The sequence below is a fragment of the Alcanivorax sp. DP30 genome, assembly GCF_009882945.1.
Taxonomy (GTDB): domain Bacteria; phylum Pseudomonadota; class Gammaproteobacteria; order Pseudomonadales; family Alcanivoracaceae; genus Alcanivorax.
In genome coordinates this window covers 502,834-521,981 of sequence record NZ_WTUY01000004.1, presented here as the reverse complement: position 1 = coordinate 521,981, position 19,148 = coordinate 502,834, and the positions used below count along the sequence as shown (strand labels likewise).

16 protein-coding genes are annotated in these 19,148 nt (G+C 57.3%); 14 read left to right on the top strand and 2 right to left on the bottom strand.

The features are described from left to right. Positions 1–78: 78 nt before the first annotated feature. The 5 genes from GQF00_RS08780 to GQF00_RS08760 all read left to right on the top strand — a co-directional run bounded on the left by GQF00_RS08780 (position 79) and on the right by GQF00_RS08760 (position 5,542). On the top strand, positions 79–765 hold the full coding sequence (locus tag GQF00_RS08780) for a YggS family pyridoxal phosphate-dependent enzyme (RefSeq protein ID WP_161318780.1): 687 nt from the start codon (positions 79–81) through the stop codon (positions 763–765). 42 nt (positions 766–807) lie between these two features. Continuing rightward, positions 808–1,617, top strand: a complete 810-nt coding sequence (gene proC / locus GQF00_RS08775; RefSeq protein ID WP_161318779.1) for a pyrroline-5-carboxylate reductase — start codon at positions 808–810, stop codon at positions 1,615–1,617. A 221-nt stretch (positions 1,618–1,838) separates the two neighbouring features. Then, positions 1,839–2,387: a YggT family protein gene (locus GQF00_RS08770; protein ID WP_161318778.1), complete on the top strand. Its 549-nt coding sequence runs from the start codon at positions 1,839–1,841 to the stop codon at positions 2,385–2,387. Positions 2,388–2,532: 145 nt separating this feature from the next. Continuing rightward, positions 2,533–4,014, top strand: a complete 1,482-nt coding sequence (locus GQF00_RS08765) for a diguanylate cyclase domain-containing protein (RefSeq protein WP_161318777.1) — start codon at positions 2,533–2,535, stop codon at positions 4,012–4,014. 391 nt (positions 4,015–4,405) lie between these two features. Next, entirely contained in the window at positions 4,406–5,542 is a 1,137-nt protein-coding gene (locus GQF00_RS08760) for a hypothetical protein (protein WP_161318776.1), read from the top strand. Between the two features lie 133 nt (positions 5,543–5,675). On the opposite strand, the gene GQF00_RS08755 is transcribed toward GQF00_RS08760, so the two are convergent. Beyond that, on the bottom strand, positions 5,676–7,763 hold the full coding sequence (locus tag GQF00_RS08755) for a sensor histidine kinase (protein ID WP_161318775.1): 2,088 nt from the start codon (positions 7,761–7,763) through the stop codon (positions 5,676–5,678). A 195-nt stretch (positions 7,764–7,958) separates the two neighbouring features. Here GQF00_RS08755 and GQF00_RS08750 point away from each other — a divergent pair, with 195 nt between their 5' ends. Continuing rightward, the gene (locus GQF00_RS08750) at positions 7,959–8,603 is read left to right on the top strand and encodes a response regulator transcription factor (protein WP_161318774.1); all 645 of its coding nucleotides are present in this window, start codon (positions 7,959–7,961) and stop codon (positions 8,601–8,603) included. Positions 8,604–8,933: 330 nt separating this feature from the next. Beyond that, the gene (locus GQF00_RS08745) at positions 8,934–11,465 is read left to right on the top strand and encodes a hypothetical protein (protein WP_161318773.1); all 2,532 of its coding nucleotides are present in this window, start codon (positions 8,934–8,936) and stop codon (positions 11,463–11,465) included. An 85-nt stretch (positions 11,466–11,550) separates the two neighbouring features. On the opposite strand, the gene GQF00_RS08740 is transcribed toward GQF00_RS08745, so the two are convergent. Beyond that, the gene (locus GQF00_RS08740) at positions 11,551–12,474 is read right to left on the bottom strand and encodes a hydroxymethylglutaryl-CoA lyase (RefSeq protein ID WP_161318772.1); all 924 of its coding nucleotides are present in this window, start codon (positions 12,472–12,474) and stop codon (positions 11,551–11,553) included. Between the two features lie 163 nt (positions 12,475–12,637). Between GQF00_RS08740 and GQF00_RS08735 the strand changes: the two genes are divergently transcribed. The 7 genes from GQF00_RS08735 to GQF00_RS08705 all read left to right on the top strand — a co-directional run bounded on the left by GQF00_RS08735 (position 12,638) and on the right by GQF00_RS08705 (position 19,135). After that, positions 12,638–13,276 (top strand): VOC family protein, encoded by a 639-nt coding sequence (locus GQF00_RS08735; protein WP_161318771.1) that lies wholly within the window; start codon positions 12,638–12,640, stop codon positions 13,274–13,276. After that, a complete protein-coding gene (locus tag GQF00_RS08730; protein ID WP_161318770.1) occupies positions 13,273–14,433 on the top strand; it encodes a S9 family peptidase in 1,161 nt (386 codons plus the stop codon). The genes GQF00_RS08735 and GQF00_RS08730 overlap by 4 nt, the downstream gene beginning before the upstream one ends. Positions 14,434–14,550: 117 nt before the next feature. Next, entirely contained in the window at positions 14,551–15,408 is an 858-nt protein-coding gene (locus tag GQF00_RS08725) for a triacylglycerol lipase (RefSeq protein ID WP_161318769.1), read from the top strand. A 629-nt stretch (positions 15,409–16,037) separates the two neighbouring features. After that, positions 16,038–16,487: an OsmC family protein gene (locus tag GQF00_RS08720; RefSeq protein WP_161318768.1), complete on the top strand. Its 450-nt coding sequence runs from the start codon at positions 16,038–16,040 to the stop codon at positions 16,485–16,487. A 204-nt stretch (positions 16,488–16,691) separates the two neighbouring features. Beyond that, complete coding sequence (locus GQF00_RS08715; RefSeq protein WP_161318767.1) at positions 16,692–17,831, top strand: acyl-CoA dehydrogenase family protein; 1,140 nt, start codon at positions 16,692–16,694, stop codon at positions 17,829–17,831. Between the two features lie 530 nt (positions 17,832–18,361). After that, on the top strand, positions 18,362–18,655 hold the full coding sequence (locus tag GQF00_RS08710) for a hypothetical protein (RefSeq protein ID WP_161318766.1): 294 nt from the start codon (positions 18,362–18,364) through the stop codon (positions 18,653–18,655). 117 nt (positions 18,656–18,772) lie between these two features. Beyond that, entirely contained in the window at positions 18,773–19,135 is a 363-nt protein-coding gene (locus GQF00_RS08705; protein WP_161318765.1) for a hypothetical protein, read from the top strand. The last annotated feature ends 13 nt before the right edge of the window (positions 19,136–19,148 follow it).

The window sequence follows — 19,148 nt, the reverse complement described above, 5'->3', positions numbered from 1 at the left end:
AACTGCAGTGGGAATTCGTCTTCGGTAGGAAAGTACCGCCGGACGGCCACGGCAACAAATCACACGACAAGGTCCCCCATGCACGAGCCCAAAACGCCATTGATTACCCTTCGCCAGGAGATTGCCGAGGCCTGCCAGCAGGCCGGGCGTGACCCTGCCGCAGTCACCTTGCTGGCGGTGAGCAAGACCCGTAGCGCCCCGGAGCTGGCGGCCCTGGCAGACCAGGGGCAGCGGGATTTCGGCGAAAACTACCTGCAGGAAGCGCTGGACAAGATGGATGCGCTGGCGGAACGGGACCTGGTCTGGCACTTCATCGGCCCGATTCAGTCCAACAAGACCCGCGATATCGCTGCGCGTTTTGACTGGGTGCATTCGGTGGATCGCCTCAAGATAGCCCGCCGCCTCAGCGAGCAGCGCCCGGCGGGGCTGCCGCCTCTGAATATCTGCATTCAGGTGAATGTGGATGACGAGGACAGCAAGAGCGGGGTGGCGCTGGCCGAAGTGGAGGCGCTGGCCACGGCGGCGTCCGAACTGTCCAATCTGGCCCTGCGCGGGCTGATGGCCATACCCCGGGCAGACAGCAAGGATGGCAGCCGTCACGCTTTCCGACAGCTCGCCATGACACTGTCACAATTGCGCAATACAATGCCCGCCCTCGACACGCTCTCCATGGGCATGAGCGCGGACTACCCGGTGGCCATTGAAGAAGGGGCCACCGTGGTGCGGCTGGGTACCGCCCTGTTTGGCCCCCGTCCGACCCGCTAGCCTTGCGTGTGGTGTGACGCGCAACTAAAGGACACAGCAGTTATGGCACAGCAACTGATCGGATTTATCGGTGCCGGCAACATGGCAACCAGCCTGGCCGGCGGCATGGTGGCGAAAGGAATTCGCCCGGCCCGTATCTGGATGAGCGATCCGTCCCGGGATCGCCTGGAAGATGTGGCACAGCTGCACCGCGTGCACGTCAGCAGTGACAACCGTGATGTGCTCAGCCGGGTCGACGTGCTGGTGCTGGCGGTGAAACCGCAGATGATGCAGCAGGTCTGTGAAGACCTGCGCGACCTGATCGCCGACCGCCAGCCGCTGGTGATTTCCATTGCCGCCGGCATCACCGTGGCCAACCTGAAAAGCTGGCTGGGGGATACCCCGGTGGTGCGCTGCATGCCCAACACCCCGTCATTGGTTCAGGCCGGTGCCACGGGGCTCTACGCCGCAGACGGTGTCAGCGGCGAGCAGAAAACCATGGCCAAAGAGATTCTTGGCTCAGTGGGCCTGACCTTCTGGTTTGATGAAGAAAAAGAGCTGGATGCGGTGACGGCGGTGTCTGGCTCCGGCCCGGCCTACTTCTTCCTGCTGATGGAATCCCTCATCGAAGCCGCCAAGGCCCAGGGCCTGGATGCTGCCACCGCCCGGCAGATGGTGCTGCAGACCGCCTGGGGTGCTGCCCAGCTGGCGATCACCAGCGAAGTGGGCCCGGATGTGCTGCGCCAGCAGGTCACCAGCCCCGGTGGCACCACCGCTGCGGCACTCAATGTCTTCGAGGAAGCCGGTTTCCGCGAACAGGTGCAGGCGGCGGTGGCTGCGGCGCGGGAGCGCTCGGAAGAGCTGGCCGGGTAACGGCAGCGACAAGCTTCAAGCTGCAAGCTACAAGGCGCGTATGAAGGTGATTAGGGTTTGAGTGCAGTGCCCGCGTTGTTGCGTCTAAGCGCGGGCACGGCCTTGTCGAAAAGAAGGCGTTTGGCGTGTTGCAGCTTGTCGCTTGTCGCTTGCCCCTCGCCGCTTGATTTTCCACTGTTTTGCCCCAAACTCTTCCCCTGTTGCGAACAACGGAGTGATCCATGAACCCCCAGGGTGCCCTGATTTACCTGCTCGATCTGGCGTTCACTGCCTACATCTTTATCGTGCTGACCCGGTTTGTACTGCAGCTGGCGCGGGCGGATTTCTATAACCCGATTTCCCAGTTTGTACTCAAGGCCACCAACCCGTTGCTGATGCCGCTGCGCCGGATTATTCCGGGATACGGTGGGCTGGACGTGGCGTCCCTGGTGCTGGTGGTGTTCCTGATCATCCTCAAGGCGCTGGTTATTCTGGGGATCAAGGTGGGTGGATTCCCCTCAGGAATCGGCGCGCAGCTGTTGCTTTACACGCTGCGTGAACTGGCTTCGGTGTTGCTTGATTTTGTATTCTGGACAGTACTGATCCGGGTAATCCTGAGCTGGGTCGCGCCGGACCCCTACAGCCCGGTGGTACGCATCATTGTGCAAATCACCGAGCCAATCATGGCGCCGGTGCGAAAGTTGCTGCCACCCATGGGTGGGTTTGATCTCAGCCCGCTGTTTGTGTTGTTGGGCATTCAACTGCTGCAGATCCTGTTTCAGCTGCATTGATGGCTGCCAGATCTCTGCTGTGGAATGGTTGAACGGCAGGGATCAGGCGATGGCCGATATGCAGTTACGCCCAGGTTTTCATTTTCCGGCTGCCCGACAGCCAGTAGAGTGATCTTTCTATCAACGGACTTGTCAGGACCGCACAGTGGATGATCTGCGGGATTTCAGCGTGACCAGCATGCGCGCGCTGCATCAATTATCGTTACAGGATCGGACAGACCTGTCCGCCCTTTTTCAGGCTTACATTAAACGCGGCTGTGAGCTGCTGGGGCTTTCCATCGGCATCGTCAGTGAGATCCGTGATAGCCGTTATACCGTGTCGGCAGTGGAAGGCGGCGGGGCTGCGATCCGCAGGGGAGAGGTGTTCGCACTGGGTGAGACCTACTGCGAATCGGTGGTCAGCAAACGCGGTACGGTTGCCCTGCATCACGTGGGCGCGCTGGAGAAAATGCGCAGCCACCCGGTTTATCTGGGAATGCAGCTGGAATCCTACATCGCCGCGCCGTTGCGCGATGGCGACGAGATTGTCGGCACACTCAATTTCAGTGATACCCAAATTCGCCCTGAGCCCTTTACCATGGAGGAGCTGGAATTTGTCGAGCTGATGGCCGAGAGCCTCAGCCATGCCCTGGCACAGGATCAGCTGCGTTGCCAACAGGGCCAGAACTATCCTGCCCGGGAAGCCAGTGAAGCCCTGTTCGAAGCGGCCTTCCAGCATGCAGCCATTCCCATGGCCATTGTGGCTCCGAATGGCCGATGGTTGCGGGTCAACGATGCCGTCTGTGACCTGCTGGGTTACTCCAGCGTTGAACTGCTGGGCATGGACTTCCAGAGCATTACCCACCCGGAAGACCTGGACAAGGATCTCGCCCACGTGCAATCCCTGCTATGCGGGGACAAGAACCAGTACTGGATGCAGAAGCGGTATTTTCACCGAAACGGTGAACTGGTGTGGGCACTGCTGGCGGTGTCCATCGTGCGTAATGCCGATGGCTCTCCACGCTGTTTCCTGTCCCAGATCAAGGATGTCTCTGCTCAGCGTGAGGCCGAAGCGGCCCTGCAGGCAAACCGTGATGAGCTGGAACAGCTGAACGTGGAGCTGGCCGAGCTGGCGCGCACCGATGGCCTGACCGGCCTCAGCAATCGTGCGGTGATGATGGAATTGCTGCGACAGGCTCACGGTAGCTGCACCCGCAGTGGTGAACCCCTGGCCTGCCTGTTCATGGAAGTGGACGGGTTCAGGGGGATCAACGAGGCCTGTGGTCACAGCGAGGGGGATGCCCTGTTGTCCACCCTGGCGGTCTGCCTGCGCGACGTAGTAGGAGGTAAGGGCACGGTGGGCCGCTACAGCGCCGATGTCTTCATGGCCTTGTTGCCGGAGCACGGCATTAACCAGGCGTTGCAGCTGGCTGAGGGCTGCCGGCAAGCGGTGGCCAGTTTGAGCGAGCTGCCCTGGCCGGTCACTCTCAGTATTGGCGTAGCAGCCCTGATGCCGGAAGAGGGAGCGAGTCTGCCGGATACCGATGACCTGTTGCGTACTGCCGACCAGGCTCTTTACGCGGCCCGGGAAACCGGAGGTGATGGGGTGCGGGCGGTACGGGTTGAGCGCGCAGGGTTGACGAACTGAAATCGTAGCGCCCCCAGTGATGGATGGTCCCGTTCATATCCGTCGCAACGACGGGAATGATCTCCCCTTCCCCGAATTGCCCCCCCTGTTCAGGGGGGTCACGTTCCACAAATAGCCAAGTAGCATGTGACAGACTTCTCCTCCAGGGAAGTGGTCATGGCAATGGAGCTGTTGGTCTCAGACTTGGCCGGCAGGGATGCCTATTAAGCTATCTGGCGGCTCCTTTCCCTTTCCTCTCCCCTTGGATGAAGGCCGTTCATTTTCTTCTGGCTGAAATGCGGATACGCCGTGTATGACCCGTTCCAAAAACCGGCAACTGCGGCGCGGATTAAATCGCCAGTGGGAAGCGTTGGGCGACTAAAAAATCCAATTACATCCATGGGGTAAACACATGAAAATGATGTCAGGGAACAAGACGATTTCGGCGGTGGCGTTGGCCACATTGGTATCCGGTTGTGCGACCACTGTCAGTAAGGCGCCCAGCTACGATGCCAATGGCAGTGCGGCCAGCCAGGCAGACAGCTTCATTGCAGCAGAAAACGAAAAGTACATGTCGGGTGTCGACAAGGTCGGTGTTTTGTCCTGCAATGTCATGTTCGGGGTGAACAGTTCTGCATCGGCTTCTACCAGCGGAGGTTTCCGGTCTGATGCCACCCGCGCTACAGGCACGACCCGGCGCTCCGATGTGACGGTTTCAGTTACCTATGCTGCCAAAGGTGTGGATGAAGCGGAAATGCAGCGCATTGCCAACGAAGCCTGTGATAACGCCGAGAAGCAACTGGCAAACGCGGGTTTTCAGGTAGTGCCACACGCCACCATCAAGGCAAATCCTCACTACCAGGCAATGCATGCAGAAGGCCGTGAAAGCCCCTTTGAATACAAAGGCAATGCCGGTACCCGGTATCTGGTATTGGGGCGAGAAGGAGAGAGCATCTCTGATCCGCGTTACATCGGCACCGCCAGCGGTTTGGGTCAGGCTTTTAAGGCAGCCGGAGGCAGTTCCGCGCAGCAGCACGAAGGTCGCCTCATGAAGGATCTGAGTCTGACCGGCGTCAACGTTAATATCCTGATTGACTTTGCACAGCTGGAATCAGACGGGCACAGCAGCTTTGGCGGTTTTGCCAGCAAGGATTCCGCAAAGGTAGATGCCACCATTCAGTTGGCCGCGAGCGGTGATGTGCGCTTCCAGCCGCTCTCGAAGCAAAAATGCTGGAGCCGTTTCGGCAAGGAAGAGTGCATGATCAAGCCCAATCACATGCCGGTTTTCAGCACCACCAACGCCTTGGCTACGGCCAACACCTTCTACAGCAGCATTGAGGATGTCACGACCACAAGTGACAAGCTGACTTCCGGATTCACTAAAAGCCTGGGTTTTTTGAGTGCCATGAGCGGTACCTCCAGTTCCACGGCCAGGGATATTACCCGTTATCAGGTTAACCTGATTCCTGCGTCCTATGATGCAGAGAGCAAGGAGCTGGCAAGTGGATTGCTTGAGATGGCGGCTAGCAAGGCAGCGTCATCTCGCTAATCAGGGCAGAAAACGGGCCGTATTTCGGCCCGTTTTTTCGTTTATCGTCAGCAAAAAATGCGAAGAACGTCCCGCACTGAAACGGCATGTTAGCGAGAGAAAAAATGGCGGGCACTTCCCCGCCATTTTTTATTTATCTGTTAACAGGAACGGATAGCAAAACCTGCCAGTGTTGATCCGCAATACCAAATTCGAAGCCGCCACCGATCTTGCTCGCGCGGGACTGCATGATATTCAGTCCTCGTTGTGGCCCGGGCGTGGCTGACGGGTCGAGTCCACTGTTGGCGATGATGATATTCAGTTTGTCAGTATCGCCATGCAGGGTGACAGACAGGAGGGGCGTCTCGGAATGCTTGAGAGCATTGCTCACTGCTTCACGAATAATGCGTGTGGTTTCGCTGAATTGCATCGCGTGTAGCGTGGCGGGGATGATGTTTTCGTTCCACTGCAGGGTAACGTCGTGATCCCTGCAGCGCCGGGAGGTTTCTTCGCGCCATTGCGAGGCTGCGGCATCCAGTGACAGGGCGTGCCCTTCCATGGCCTTGAGCAGATCGCGCAGATCAGCGATGGCTTCGCGAACCAGCGGCTTGCTATCAGCAGGAGACTTATGCAGCAGGTGCAGGAGTTTGGCGCCGAGATCATCATGCATGTCCCTGCGAATGCGATTGCGTTCCTCGCTGGCACCCTCTTCGCGAGCTGTACGTGTCTGATTGACCAGCGTGTGTAGAGCCAATACCAGTTTGCTGGTTTCCACGTCGTGCCGACTGAAAACCCGTTGCCCGTCGTGGGGGTGAAGTAATTCGAAATGGTGGGGTTCTTTGGAATCAGGCACCAGCAAACGGTTGCCGTTGTCCTCAATGCTAACGTTTGCCACAGGCCCCTCTGCGCGTTTTAGGGACAAGGGTGAGAATACCGCTTGCAGAGCGGCTGCAATGCCGGACTGTTCCGGGGCGTTCTGTTGCTCCTGCAACATGGCAGGCAACGCCTGGGACAGCCAACTGTCCAGACCCTGCCGCTGATTGCGGATTAGTTTGCCCCAAAGGTACTGCCGAACCGGGAAATACAGCCAGCCAATCAGTGCCACGGAGAGGGCAAGCGTGGCAGGACCGGAGAGGGTGAGCAGGGTGGCGAGCAGCAGGTCGGTGAGCATGATGACCAGGCCGCCCAGCAGCCAGGACCAGAGAGAAAACCACCAGGGTTCCAGGTTGAAAAGACGATGGCGCACAACGCCCATGGCCATGCCCAGGTACATCAGCAGGAAGGTGGTAAACAGCAGTCCCTGGGACGCCGGGGTTGGCATGGTCAGCATGGCAGGAACAATCATGCCGCCTGCAAAGAAAACGGTACCCAGAACAATGGACAGCACTGTCCAGCGCAGGGCGATGCGATCCTGCCGATGCCCGCGTGTTTTCCAGGCCTGCCAGAATGCCCCTGCCAGGCCGAGCAGGAAAATTCCCATCACCCATGAATGGAAGCCGGCGGCGGGGGTGGTCACCAGTTGAGCCTGATCGACCACAATGGCAACGGCAAATAACAGATAGAACATGCCGCTAAACCAGATCGAGGGTGCCTGGCGCGGGTAGTTCCACAGAAAAGCGCCTAGTGAAGCGGAGAACAGCAAGGCACCGAAATGGTTGATACCAGAGAGCAGTGCAAAAAGTTGTCCGGGCATGAACAGTTCACGGGTGCTGTAGATGGCGGCGGCAGAGGAGAACAGTACGTAGCTGAGCCCGGTGAGGGCAAAGGAGTTAATGGCAATGTCGCTGCGTGCAGGCACCCACACCAGCAAACAGACCACCATGCCGGACAGACCGCAGATCAACTGTAGCCAGAACAGTCCGGGCAATGACACCAGAGAACGTGACGATGATGAAATCGCCACTGCATTGCCGTTTTCATCCTGCAGCGACAAGCTTCCTGATGTCAGGGCACTTTCCAGGAACTGGTGGGCACGGAAGAAATCATTCATTGCCGCATAACCGGGCAGCACATCCGGTTCTTCCAGCAGCAATATCGGGTCGGCGGGAATGCGCTGCCGGTCGTTACTGAACTGTGTCACCGAAATTTCTCGGCCATCCTCAAGGGTGGCAACAATGGTATCTTTATCGGTCCGAAAGTGAATTTCACTGGCAGGCAGGGACAGTGCGACAATGATGGTCATCAGCCCGTAAGCGACCACCAGCAGAAAGCCCATCGCAATCCGGGTCTTGAGTGAAAACATGAAAATCCCTTGTCTGATGTGGCGCCCTCGCCCCCTTGTTTTGGGGGTTGCTCCCATGGGCTGGTACTTATTATAACTGTCTTCAATGAATGACTAATCAGTGTCATCCACTTTTCCTGATTGAGCTATATTGCCTGCCTGAAAATATAATCTGGTTCTAGTAGGACGCCCAGTCTTATCACATGGAGTGTAAGCATGCTGTCAGTCAAACAGGTGTTGATCGTGGAAGACCTCCCTGATGTGGCTGACTGGTTGCACCAGCAGGTAGTGATCATGCTTGATCCAGATCAGGTGCACCGCGCCACCAATCTTGCCGATGCTTCCCGCTGCATGGAGCAGCACCAATATGATCTGGCACTGATCGACCTTGGATTGCCAGATGGCAGTGGCATGTCCCTGGTGCGTCCATTCAAGAAAGCCAATCCCGGCGCGCAATGCATCATTACCACCATCTTTGATGATGCCGAGCATCTGTTCGGCTCACTGCGAGCCGGTGCTGATGGCTACCTGCTCAAGGACGACACCGAAGAGGCGTTTGCTGGCCACCTCTCCGGTATCCTGCAAGGGCGGCCACCGCTGTCCGCCTCCATTGCCCGACGTTTGCTCGAGCACTTCCATCCGCTTGCCGGTGAGAAGGATGTGGCCCTGACGCGTCGGGAGCAGGACATGCTGACACTGATTGCCAAAGGGTTAAGCGTGAAGCATGCGGCAGAAAAACTGGGTATTTCCCATTACACCGCAGCAGGATACATGAAGGATGTGTATGCCAAGCTGCAGGTGAATACCCGGGCCGAGGCGACACTCAAAGCCATTCACATGGGATTGGTTAATCCGTCCTGACGGCCTGTTCAGTGGGGCGATTTCCAGCGTTGTGCAGCCAGCGGCAGACGTTTGCCGGTGAGCAAGCCGGACACGAGGCCAGCAAAAAATAGTCGTGCCGATACCCTCCCAGCCGCGGAAAACCAGAATACGACAGCGCCGACAGGTGCGTTTCGTCAGTCACCTTGTCGTTATTCCGGTCGGTAGCGAGCCTGCCTCTTTCTGAACATGCCTCCTGATTAAATAGTGATGTGCTTATTTGTGGTACCCCCATGTTTGGGGGGTGCTGCTGTTGCCCGTTCAATCCTATGCTGAGGTATCTATTTCAAACAGGCAGTGTGGGGATCGGGTATGCAGCCAATCAAAGGGAAGTTGATTTTTGGTGCTGGACTGTTGGGCGTCATCCTGACGATAGCAGGTTGTGGCGGGGGAGGAAGCAGCGGTAACGGCAGCGCAGCAAACGGTGGTGGTCCCGCCGCACCATCGTCATCCAGTCTTTCCGGTACTGCGGCAGTAGGCGCTGCCATCCAGACCGGTACCGTAACCGCAGAATGTGCCGATGGCAGCGGGTTCACCTCCACCGTGACTACCAATGCCGATGGCACCTGGAGTGGCAATGTAGGGAATGCTTCACTCCCCTGTGTGCTCACGGTGACCGGAGGCACCCCCCCGGTTACCTTGCGCAGCTATGCCAGCCAGCCGGGGACGATCAACATTACCCCGATCACCGACATGGTGCTGGCGCTCACCACCGGCCTGGCGGACGGTAGCTGGATTGCCACACCGGCCAACTGGCCAGATGCCAGCACCATTGCAAGCAAGAAAACCGAGCTGCTCGCCGCCATGACCAATGCTGGCTTTACCTTGCCTGGGGGAGATCCGTTCAGCACAGCCCTGGTGATTGGTGATGCCTGGGATCAGGTGTTGGATGCGATCCAGGAAGCCATTGATGATGACCCGTCCATCGCCGATTACAGCGCCCTGCTGAATCTGGTCAAGGACGGCAACCTGAACCAGTTCCCTGACGCGCCGGAAGATGAAGAACCGGTTGACCCTGAATTGCCAGCGAACCTGGATGTGCTGACCGATTATGCCGGTACCTATACGGTCATTGGCAGCGGCGAGGGAGACCCCGGTTACTGCGCAAGCTGTGGCACCGCCACGCGCGATCATGAGCGTGGTACCGTCACAATTTCTCCGCAGGGCGATATTGATTTCGATACCGGCATCAGCTTTACCGTTGACGATATTGTTGAAATTTACGATCGCAAGACCGTTGACGCGGATCGTCGGGTGGCTGTGAACTATGGTCAGTCAGATAGCGATGAGCGGGTTCGTCTATATCTCAATACCGATCTGGAAGTCATGGAAATCATTCATGACGACGGTGCCGGTGCAACCACTCGCGCCTTAATTCAGGAAGAGAGCACTGATCCGGAGCCGGAGCCTGGCGCTGAGTTGCTCGACATGCGCAATGGGGTTGCCATTGTGCATGACGGTAAGGTGTGGGCGATGGAACAACCTTTTATTGAATCGTTCATGGCGACCACGGCCAAGCGTCAGATCCGGGCGCATAACTATGACAGTGATTTCAACACCATCGATACCAAGCCGTTTAATGGTGATGATCTGATATGGGCCCAGGTGAACGTGGCACATGGGATGCTAGGCACCCAGTTGTGTGGTACCAGCACGGGAGTATCGTTGCTGACGGTTGATTATGCTTCTGCACCGCCCGTTCAGAAAACCTGGACTGCGACCGAATGCGAACTGGATGTGGATTATCACTTCAGCAACGGTGCCACGGAAGGGCACATCATCAGTGCCACGCTGGTCAACAACAAGGATGACGACCAGGTCACCCTGAGCGGTGGCCAGTTCCGTATCTTTATTCATACCGGCACGGAAGGCGAAGCACCGGCCCTGGCAGACGAGGTCTTTTGGGATATCACTATCGATAATGGCACCCGTGAGATGCGTTCCGGACATTTTCTGGGTGGCCGTCCGTTGCTGGATGGTTCGCATCCCGATCACGCGCTAAAGCTTAGAATTCAGGCTGGCAGCAGCATCAGCCCCAGCGCAGGTGAGTACAGTTGCGATGATGGCGACACAGAAGTGACCCTGAAGATGGGCTGGATAACTATTAGCGATCCGCTGTTCAAATTCCAGAGTGCCAACGGCGGTAACTGCACCGTAACCATCGAGCAGAACGCCGGGCGAAAGTATCTGGGTTCTTATACGGCTACCCTGTTGGGCCCCAGTAACGGTGGTGGTGCGGCATTTGGTTCCGGGTTGGCTACCGGCGATATTGAACTGCCAGCTGCCGAGCGGACCCTGGTGGTGCACGGCAAGTTCCGCAACTTCACCACCCAGACTTTCCATGCTGGCAACAATGGTGATGATGGTGTGCTGGGCAGTGAAGCCGAGGGGGTCAGCATGACCATCGACGATGGTAGCACCCATTTTGTGGCCGGAGAGCGGTTCCTGCTGGCATCGGAGGTGTCGTCCAATGGCAGCAATGGCTACTTCTTCCGCCAGTTTGATGATCAGGGATTCCCGAACAATCAGATGCGGATGGTGTGGTCCAACATTCCCATGCAGGTCGGAAGCTTTACCTGCAACACGGAAGTCGGCGGTCTGAAACCGACCATGACGATCTCTACCCCGGCGGATATTCCATACGGTGCCACTTATACCCAGTCAGGCATTCAAAACCTGTCTGAAGGGGCGTCTTGCACCATCAATGTCACCAGTGTCAGCGATGGTCTGGTAGAAGGGACTTATATTGCCACGCTGGTAGCGAGGAATATGGGGCCTGTCCTGCCGGACAATGATAATTCGATTTCGTTGTCAGGTGAGTTCCGCTATCCGTATACCCCCTGATAGCAGGAAAGTAACGACTAAAAAACGCCGGGCAGTTTTACTGCCCGGCGTTTTTTACAACGGGGTTTGGTGCGCAAGGGGTCGATTACCACAGGCAGGGTGTCTTGCCCTGTTTTTCCTGGGATTCCATCCAGCTGAGGATGCGCCCGCCCAATGGGCGCTGGGTGGCTTGCTGCGCCAGGGCCACGGCGGCGCGCAGTTTTTCCACATCGATACCGGTGTCCAGACCGGCACTTTCCAGCAAGTAGACCAGGTCTTCCGTGGCCATGTTGCCGGTGGCCCCGGGGGCAAACGGGCAGCCGCCCAGGCCGCCAATCGATGCATCAAATCGGCGCACTCCCAGATCCGCGGCGGCCCAGGCCATGGCTGCGGCCAGCCCGCGGGTGTCATGCAGATGCACGTAGAATCGGTCGGCCCCGAACTCGCGAATCAGCGGCGCCATGATGTCCTTCATCTGCTGCGGGTTGCCGGCGCCGATGGTGTCGGCAATGGCCACTTCGTCGGAGCCGGCGGCAAACATACGCTCGGTGAGCTGCTGGGGCAGGCTGACCGGTACCGTGCCATCGTAGGGGCAGGCAAAGGCGCCGGAGATATACGTCCGGGTGGCTACACCGTCTTCCTTTGCTGCCGCAATGATGGCCTCACAACTTTGCGCCGCCTGCTCCAGACTCATGCGCAGATTGCGTTCATTGAAAGAATCCGTGGTGGACAGCACCAGCGCCACGGTGGGGTAGCCCGCGTCCCGGGCCAGCTGATAGCCCTTCAGGTTGGGCACCAGGGCGGTGTAGTGCAGGCCTTTGCCCTGGGGTAACAGCGGGGTCAGGGCAGCAGCATCGGCCATCTGCGGAATTGCCTTGGGGCTCACAAAGCTCACCGGCTCCAGGTAGCGCATGCCGGCCTCCACCAGCAGCTCCGCCAGCCGTGCCTTGGTGTCCGTATCCACGGTAATGGGCTGGTTCTGCAGTCCGTCGCGCAGCCCCACTTCGTTGATGATGGCCTGGTCGCTCATACGTTTGCCTTAGCCGTTTGATAGGGCGCTCAGTTTGCCATTGTGGCGGCGACTTCGCGAGTGGCCAGAACTGACAAGTTCTTGGTGGTTTCGGTTTTCAATTCGCCCTGTTCCTGTGACAACAATGTGCCCTGCGAATACCGACAATAATCAGGAGCCAACCATGAGCAGCCCGACTCCCCTCGCCATGCTCAAACATGTGCACCACGGCGCCTACCGCTGCCGCGATGCGGAACAGACCCGCTGGTTTTATGAAGATGTGCTGGGCCTGCCGCTGACCCTGGCCATGGAGTTCGATGAAGAACCGGGCACCGGCCGCAAGGTGGATTACATGCACCTGTTCTTCCAGATGGGCGACGACAACTTCATTGCCTTTTTCGATGCCCCGGACAGTGCCGACGAAATGATGTTCCGGCCCCGCCACGCCTTTGACCTGCACCTGGCCTTCGAAGTGGGCACCATGGAAGAGCTCAAGGACTGGCGCCGCCGCATCAACAAGGCAGGCAGGCCCTGTTTTGGTCCGGTGGACCATGACTTCATCCACTCCATCTATTTTGTGGACCCCAACGGTATTCCGCTGGAAATCACAGTCCGTGACCCGAGCTACGACAAGGTGGTGGAAGAGGATGCGGCCAGAGCCCATGACGCCCTCAAGGCCTGGACCGAAAAGACCCGTGCGCAAAAAGAGGCGTTGTTTGGCGCCGCCCTGGACATGCGTGGCATCGACACCAGCAAGACCGATTTCTCCAGGGTAAAAGCGGCCATGGATAAAGAGAAAAACAACAAGGAACAGGCAGAATGAGCAAGCACTACGAGCGCACGCCCCATCTTATTGCTTTCACTGAGCAGTCCAGCTTCAAGGACACCTACGCCGGCCCCATGGACCTGGTGGCGCTGGAGGCGCATCTGCTGACCCCGAAGAGCGGGCCAGGCAAGACCGTGGTGATCTTCATGCACCCGGTGGGGGGCGGTGCCTACCTGCCCATGGTCTCGGCCCTGGCCAAGGCGGGGCTGTCCGTCATCTACTGCAACAGCCGCTACCGGGGTGCCGACAGCGCCCTGTTGATGGAAAAGGTGGTGGCCGATCTTGGCGCTTGCGTGCGCTATGCCAAGGAAAAACTCGGCTACGAGAAGGTGGTACTGGGTGGCTGGTCCGGTGGTGGCTCCCTGAGCCTGATGTACCAGGCGGAAGCGGAAGACCCGCAGATCACCGAGACCCCGGCCGGCGACCCCTATGACCTGGTGGCCCAGAAGCTGATACCCGCGGATGGCATCATGTTGCTGGCGGCCCACGTCTCCCGCGCCATCACCATGACCGAGTGGCTGGACCCGTCCGTGAAGGACGAGAACAACCCGGACGACCGGGATCTGGACCTGGATATCTACCATCCGGATTGCCCCAACCAGCCTCCCTACAGTGATGATTTCGTGGCCCGTTTTCGGCAGGCCCAGATCGACCGGAACCGGCGTATTACCGGTTGGGTAAAGACCAAGCTGGAAGATTTCCGCAGCAGGGGGATGAATAGCGAGGAGTTCGGCTTTGTGGTGCATCGCACCATGTGTGACGTGCGCTGGCTGGACCCAAACCAGGATCCCAACGAGCGGGCCCCGGGTACCTGTTATCTGGGCGACCCGGAAACCGTCAACAATGGTCCGGTGGCCCTGGCCCGCTTCAACACCCTGCGTGGCTGGCTCAGCCAGTGGAGCTTTGATGATTCCCGTGCCAATGGTCCTGCCTGCGCAGGCCGTATCAAGATTCCCGCGCTGGTGATTGGCAACACCGCGGACAACGCGTGCACCCCCAGCCACACCCGACGTCTCTTCGAGGCCTTTGCCGATGGCCAGGCCGAATTGCACGAAGTGAAAGGGGCCAACCACTATTACTTCGGCCAGCAGGAAAAAATGGACGAAGCCGTGGGTTACTGCGTCGAGTGGCTGCAGAAGCAGGGCCTGGTGTGATTTCGTCATGGCGAATTTGTCACGCCACGCTATCCTGTCCGGCACGCGTACTGTCAGGCCAGCATATCGTCGGCTTGCTGGGCGTGTTTCGAGAATAATACCAATGAGGCTTCTGCTATGAGCGTGATCCTGCTATTGCCAGTACTGCTGGTATTGGTCACGGTTTTGACCACTCTGGCTTTATATCTGTGCTGGTTCTACGACCGCCGCAGTTTCCCGGAGCAGGCGAAACTACCGGATGAGGAGATCATGCGGCCATTGTCGATCCTCATTGGCATCATCAAGGAAAGTGCCGCCCTTACCACCCTGGTGGCCAGCTACCCCCTGCGTCTGATTCACGATGCGTCCCCGGCCCGCACTCGTCACCTGGGTGAGCAGCCGGTGATTCTGGTGCACGGCTATGGCGGCAACAGCGCCAACTTTCTGTTTATGCAGTGGCGATTGAAGTGGCGAGGCTGGTCCAATGTGTACTCGGTGAGTTATACCCCGCCACACATCAATGCGCGCAAACTTTCCCAACAGGTTGTGGATCACGTAGACAGGATTCTCAAGGCAACCGGTGCACAGAAGGCGCATCTGGTATGCCACTCCATGGGCGGGCCGTTGACCCGTTATGCGATGAAGAACCTTGGCCTGGATGGCAAGGTGGATCGTGTGATTACCCTGGGAAGCCCCCATTACGGCTCCCGCGTGGCGGCCTTGTTCCCGGCCCTGGGCGCGGCCGCGCAGATGCGCTATCAAAGTCCCTTTGTTCGCGAGTTGGCAACCGGTGAAACCTGCCCTGGTAGCGCCCGTTATTTTTCCATTTACTCGAACATGGACAACTTCGTACTACCGGTGTCCACGGCCGTGCTGCACGGTGCCGAAGAGAATATTAATGTGCCTTATCTTGGGCATTGTGCGCTGTTGTACAGTAATCGCGTGCTGGATCAGGTGGAACGCTGCCTGCTCAAGCCGAAGCAGACCGGCGAGTGAGGCTAATCGCCCTGTAGGAGCACCTCTCGAGGTGCGAACCTGCGGTGAAAGTGGCACTTGCCTGGCTGGCTAATGCTGGCCTGCAGTTTCGTCGCACCAATAAAGGTGCGTGTCCTCGCCGGACGGGCCCAAAGGGGGAACTGGCTCCCCCTCTGGCATTCCGGCCATTCCCCGGTATGGGAATGGCGCTACAGCGGGCAAAACATGTTTTGCAAACCCCCGCTTCCGCCCCCTTGCCCCGACTCCGTTCGGCCTGCTTCGCAGGCACACTTCGGTACTCGCCCTGTGACGGACGCAAAAAAGACTCGCTCCGCTCAGACAGGTTTTTTGCTCTTCGCCGTCACAGGGCTCCGTTCCTCGATTCACTCTAACGGGGAAGATGCCGTGCGGATGGCATTGGTGCGTTAGCAGCATCGAATGCGAGTCACGAGTCGCGCGTTTCGAAAGGCAAAACTCTCACTATTTCAAGGGGGCTTTTGATCTTCGTAACTGGTCACTCAAAACTCGCAGTTTTCCTCCCATCCGCCAAATCTTGACGACCATCAAGATCGATTCAAGTCGAGTTGCCTTTGCAGCCATTACGGATCATGGTTGAAGTATCAGCCATTGTTGAAATAAGGAAGCGCGCAATGAGTGAGTACGGAGCCACAGTTGCCTGGCATCTCAAGCCCAACACCCCTTTCGACTATGAAACCTTCAACCGGGACCATGAATGGACCCTCAGCGGCGGCGAGGTGGTGCAGGCCTCGGCCTCGCCGGATTTCTTTGGCAGCAGTAGCAAGGTTAATCCGGATGAAGCGGTGGTGGCCGCCACCTCCAGTTGCCACATGCTCACCTTTCTTGCCATCGCAGCAAAACGTGGCCTCAAGGTATTGAGCTATATCGATCGCCCCTCCGGCGCGGTGGAGAAGAACAGTGAGGGCCGGGTTGCCATTACCCGCATAACTCTGCGCCCCAAGGTGGTCTTTGAAGACGCCGATCTGGATGGCCCGGCCCTGCAGAAGCTCCACGACAGTGCCCACCGCAACTGCTTTGTGGCCAATTCCCTTACCTCCGAGATCACCATCGAGCCGGCCTGATCCCGCTTGCAGGCAGCTTTTGTGGGCTGCCTGCGCCCAATTACCGGTCTGCCGGAGTATACAGCGGACTGGATGGTCACTCCGGGTTGATGTGACCCTCACGGCTTGTCGCTAGAATGTTGGCCATTATTTGCCGGCATGGCTTCGCTCGCCTTTGTGCTGAAGCCCTGTCTTGCACGTTAATGACCAACAGGATGAGCCAGTATGCTTGATCAAAACGAAATCGAACTGTTCCGCGACAACGTCAAGAAATTCCTCGAGAACGAAGTGGCCCCCCACTACGACCAGTGGGAAAAAGACGAGAAGTTCCCCCGCGAGCTGTGGAACAAGATGGGCGGGAACGGCCTGCTGTGTGTGGACGTGCCGGAAGAGTACGGCGGTTTCGGCGCCACCTTTACCCTGTCCGCAGTCATCGTGGAAGAAGCCTCCCGCGCGGGCTACGGCGCCCTGGCCTCCAATATTTCCGTGCACTCTGACATCGTAGCCCCCTATATCCTGCACCTGGGCAGCGAAGAGCAGAAGCAGACCTGGTTGCCGAAAATGGTGTCCGGTGAGGCTGTCGGTGCCATCGGCATGACCGAACCGGGTGCCGGTTCCGACCTGCAGGGCATGAAAACCCGCGCCGACAAGGATGGTGACAGCTACACCATCAACGGCCAGAAAACCTTCATTACCAATGGTCAGCATTGCGATGTGATCGTACTTGCCACCAAAACCGACCCCAACGCCGGCTCCAAGGGCATGACCCTGTTCACCGTGGACTGTTCCCTACCGGGCTTCTCCCGTGGCCGTAACCTGGAAAAGATGGGGCACCACGCGGCGGATACCTCCGAGCTGTTCTTCCAGGATGTGAAACTGGGTGCCGATCAGATCCTTGGCGGTGAAGGCAAGGGTTTCGCCAACCTGATGAACGAACTGCCCCGCGAACGTCTGATCCTGGCCCTGGGTGCTGTCGCTGCCTGTGAAGGCATGATCGAACGCACCATCGAATACACCCAGGAGCGCATGGCCTTCGGTCAGCCCATCAGCAAATTCCAGAACACTCGCTACGTACTGGCAGACTTGCATGCCCAGACTGCGGTCAACAAGGCGTTCTGCAGCCAGTGCACCACCGAGTACGACAAGGGCGAACTGAGCACCACCAACGCCTCCATTGCCAAACTCACCACTACCGAACTGCAGGGCGTAGTGGCAGACAAGTGTCTGCAACTGTTCGGCGGTTATGGCTACATGCAGGAATACCCCATCTCCCGCGACTATGTGGATGCGCGGATCCAGCGGATCTATGGTGGTACCAGCGAAATCATGAAGGAAATCATCTCCCGGGATATCCTGGGCCGATAACCCCTTCGGGTTGGCGAATAAAGAAACGCGGCTTTGGCCGCGTTTTTTTATGCCTGGGAAAAAATAGCTGCGAGCTTTGAGCTATGAGCTTCGAGGAAAGTCAAAAACAGGGTTTGCCCCGTTTTTAGAAGCACTCTGTGGGAGCCTGCCTGCAGGCGAAACCTGATCACAGGAAGGAAACACCAAAACCAAAATCGGCACGATAGAGCAATGCCATATTGATGGCATCTGCCGTGCTCAACAGACCCACCCTTATTTTTGTAAGAGATGGCTTACAGAAAATGCTAACTAATTGATATAGAGTGATTTTATTCGAAGCCAAAATCGGCGAAACAGTACGGTTGTACCGGTATTATGTCGAACGCTTCGAGTTTTGTCGGATGGGATAAGTTCTCAACTTCGGGTTAAGTGATTGTTGCTGGGGAAGTTTTTGTGGCTGAATCCGAAAAGCCGAAAATAATTATGTCGAATTGAGTTAAGTCGATTCGTTCGACTTAATACGCTGTTATAGCTAAGAAAGAGTAGGTGCCATGGATCTGGTGGTTACATTTACCTCTCCGAACGACGGAGGCAGGGAGCATCTTCCCGACTTGGGGAATGGGCTGTATCGGCCCCATGTTGTTGTTGATGGTCGCCCCAGGGATGAGTATCTGGGCGTGCAGTTCATTGGTTGCAGTGTTACGCCGGAATTTGGCGTGGAGGTTCCCGTTACAGTCCGCTTGCCCTATGAGGGGGTTGATTATTCTCCGCTTAAAGTCGGCGCGACCTTTGTTATTAAAGAGGGCCAAAAGGAAGTTGGTGGTGGCCGCGTCGCAAAGCTATAACAATCGGCTGCACCGGATAAATTTCCGCTGTCATCCTTTGTGCATAAGGCCGCACAAAGGCCGCCATCAAAAATTCACCCGGTGAGCCGGGCGTTATGCACTAAATAGATTCGAATTATGAGCGTTATTGAAGATACGAAAGAACTTCATCGAAAAGCATGGAGTAATTATGACTACTTTACGGACTCTTTAGAAAAGGCAGTATCAATATGTCAGGCTGCATATGAGAATGGTGAAAACTCTCCACTGTTCATAAACAACTATGCAGCGGTTCTACTAGATCTTCACCGAGATGATGAAGCCTTAGCTCTTTTAAAAAATAATGACCCAGTGTTTTCGGAATATTGTTCAAACTATGCAATAGCAATCGCCAAAGCGGCTTACGACTTGGAGTTAATTCGAAAATGGAATCAAGCAGCAATAAAAAAGCCTAAACAAGATGGTGCAATTGTGGCTTATATGGACTGGCAGGGCTTGTAATGCATAATACGCT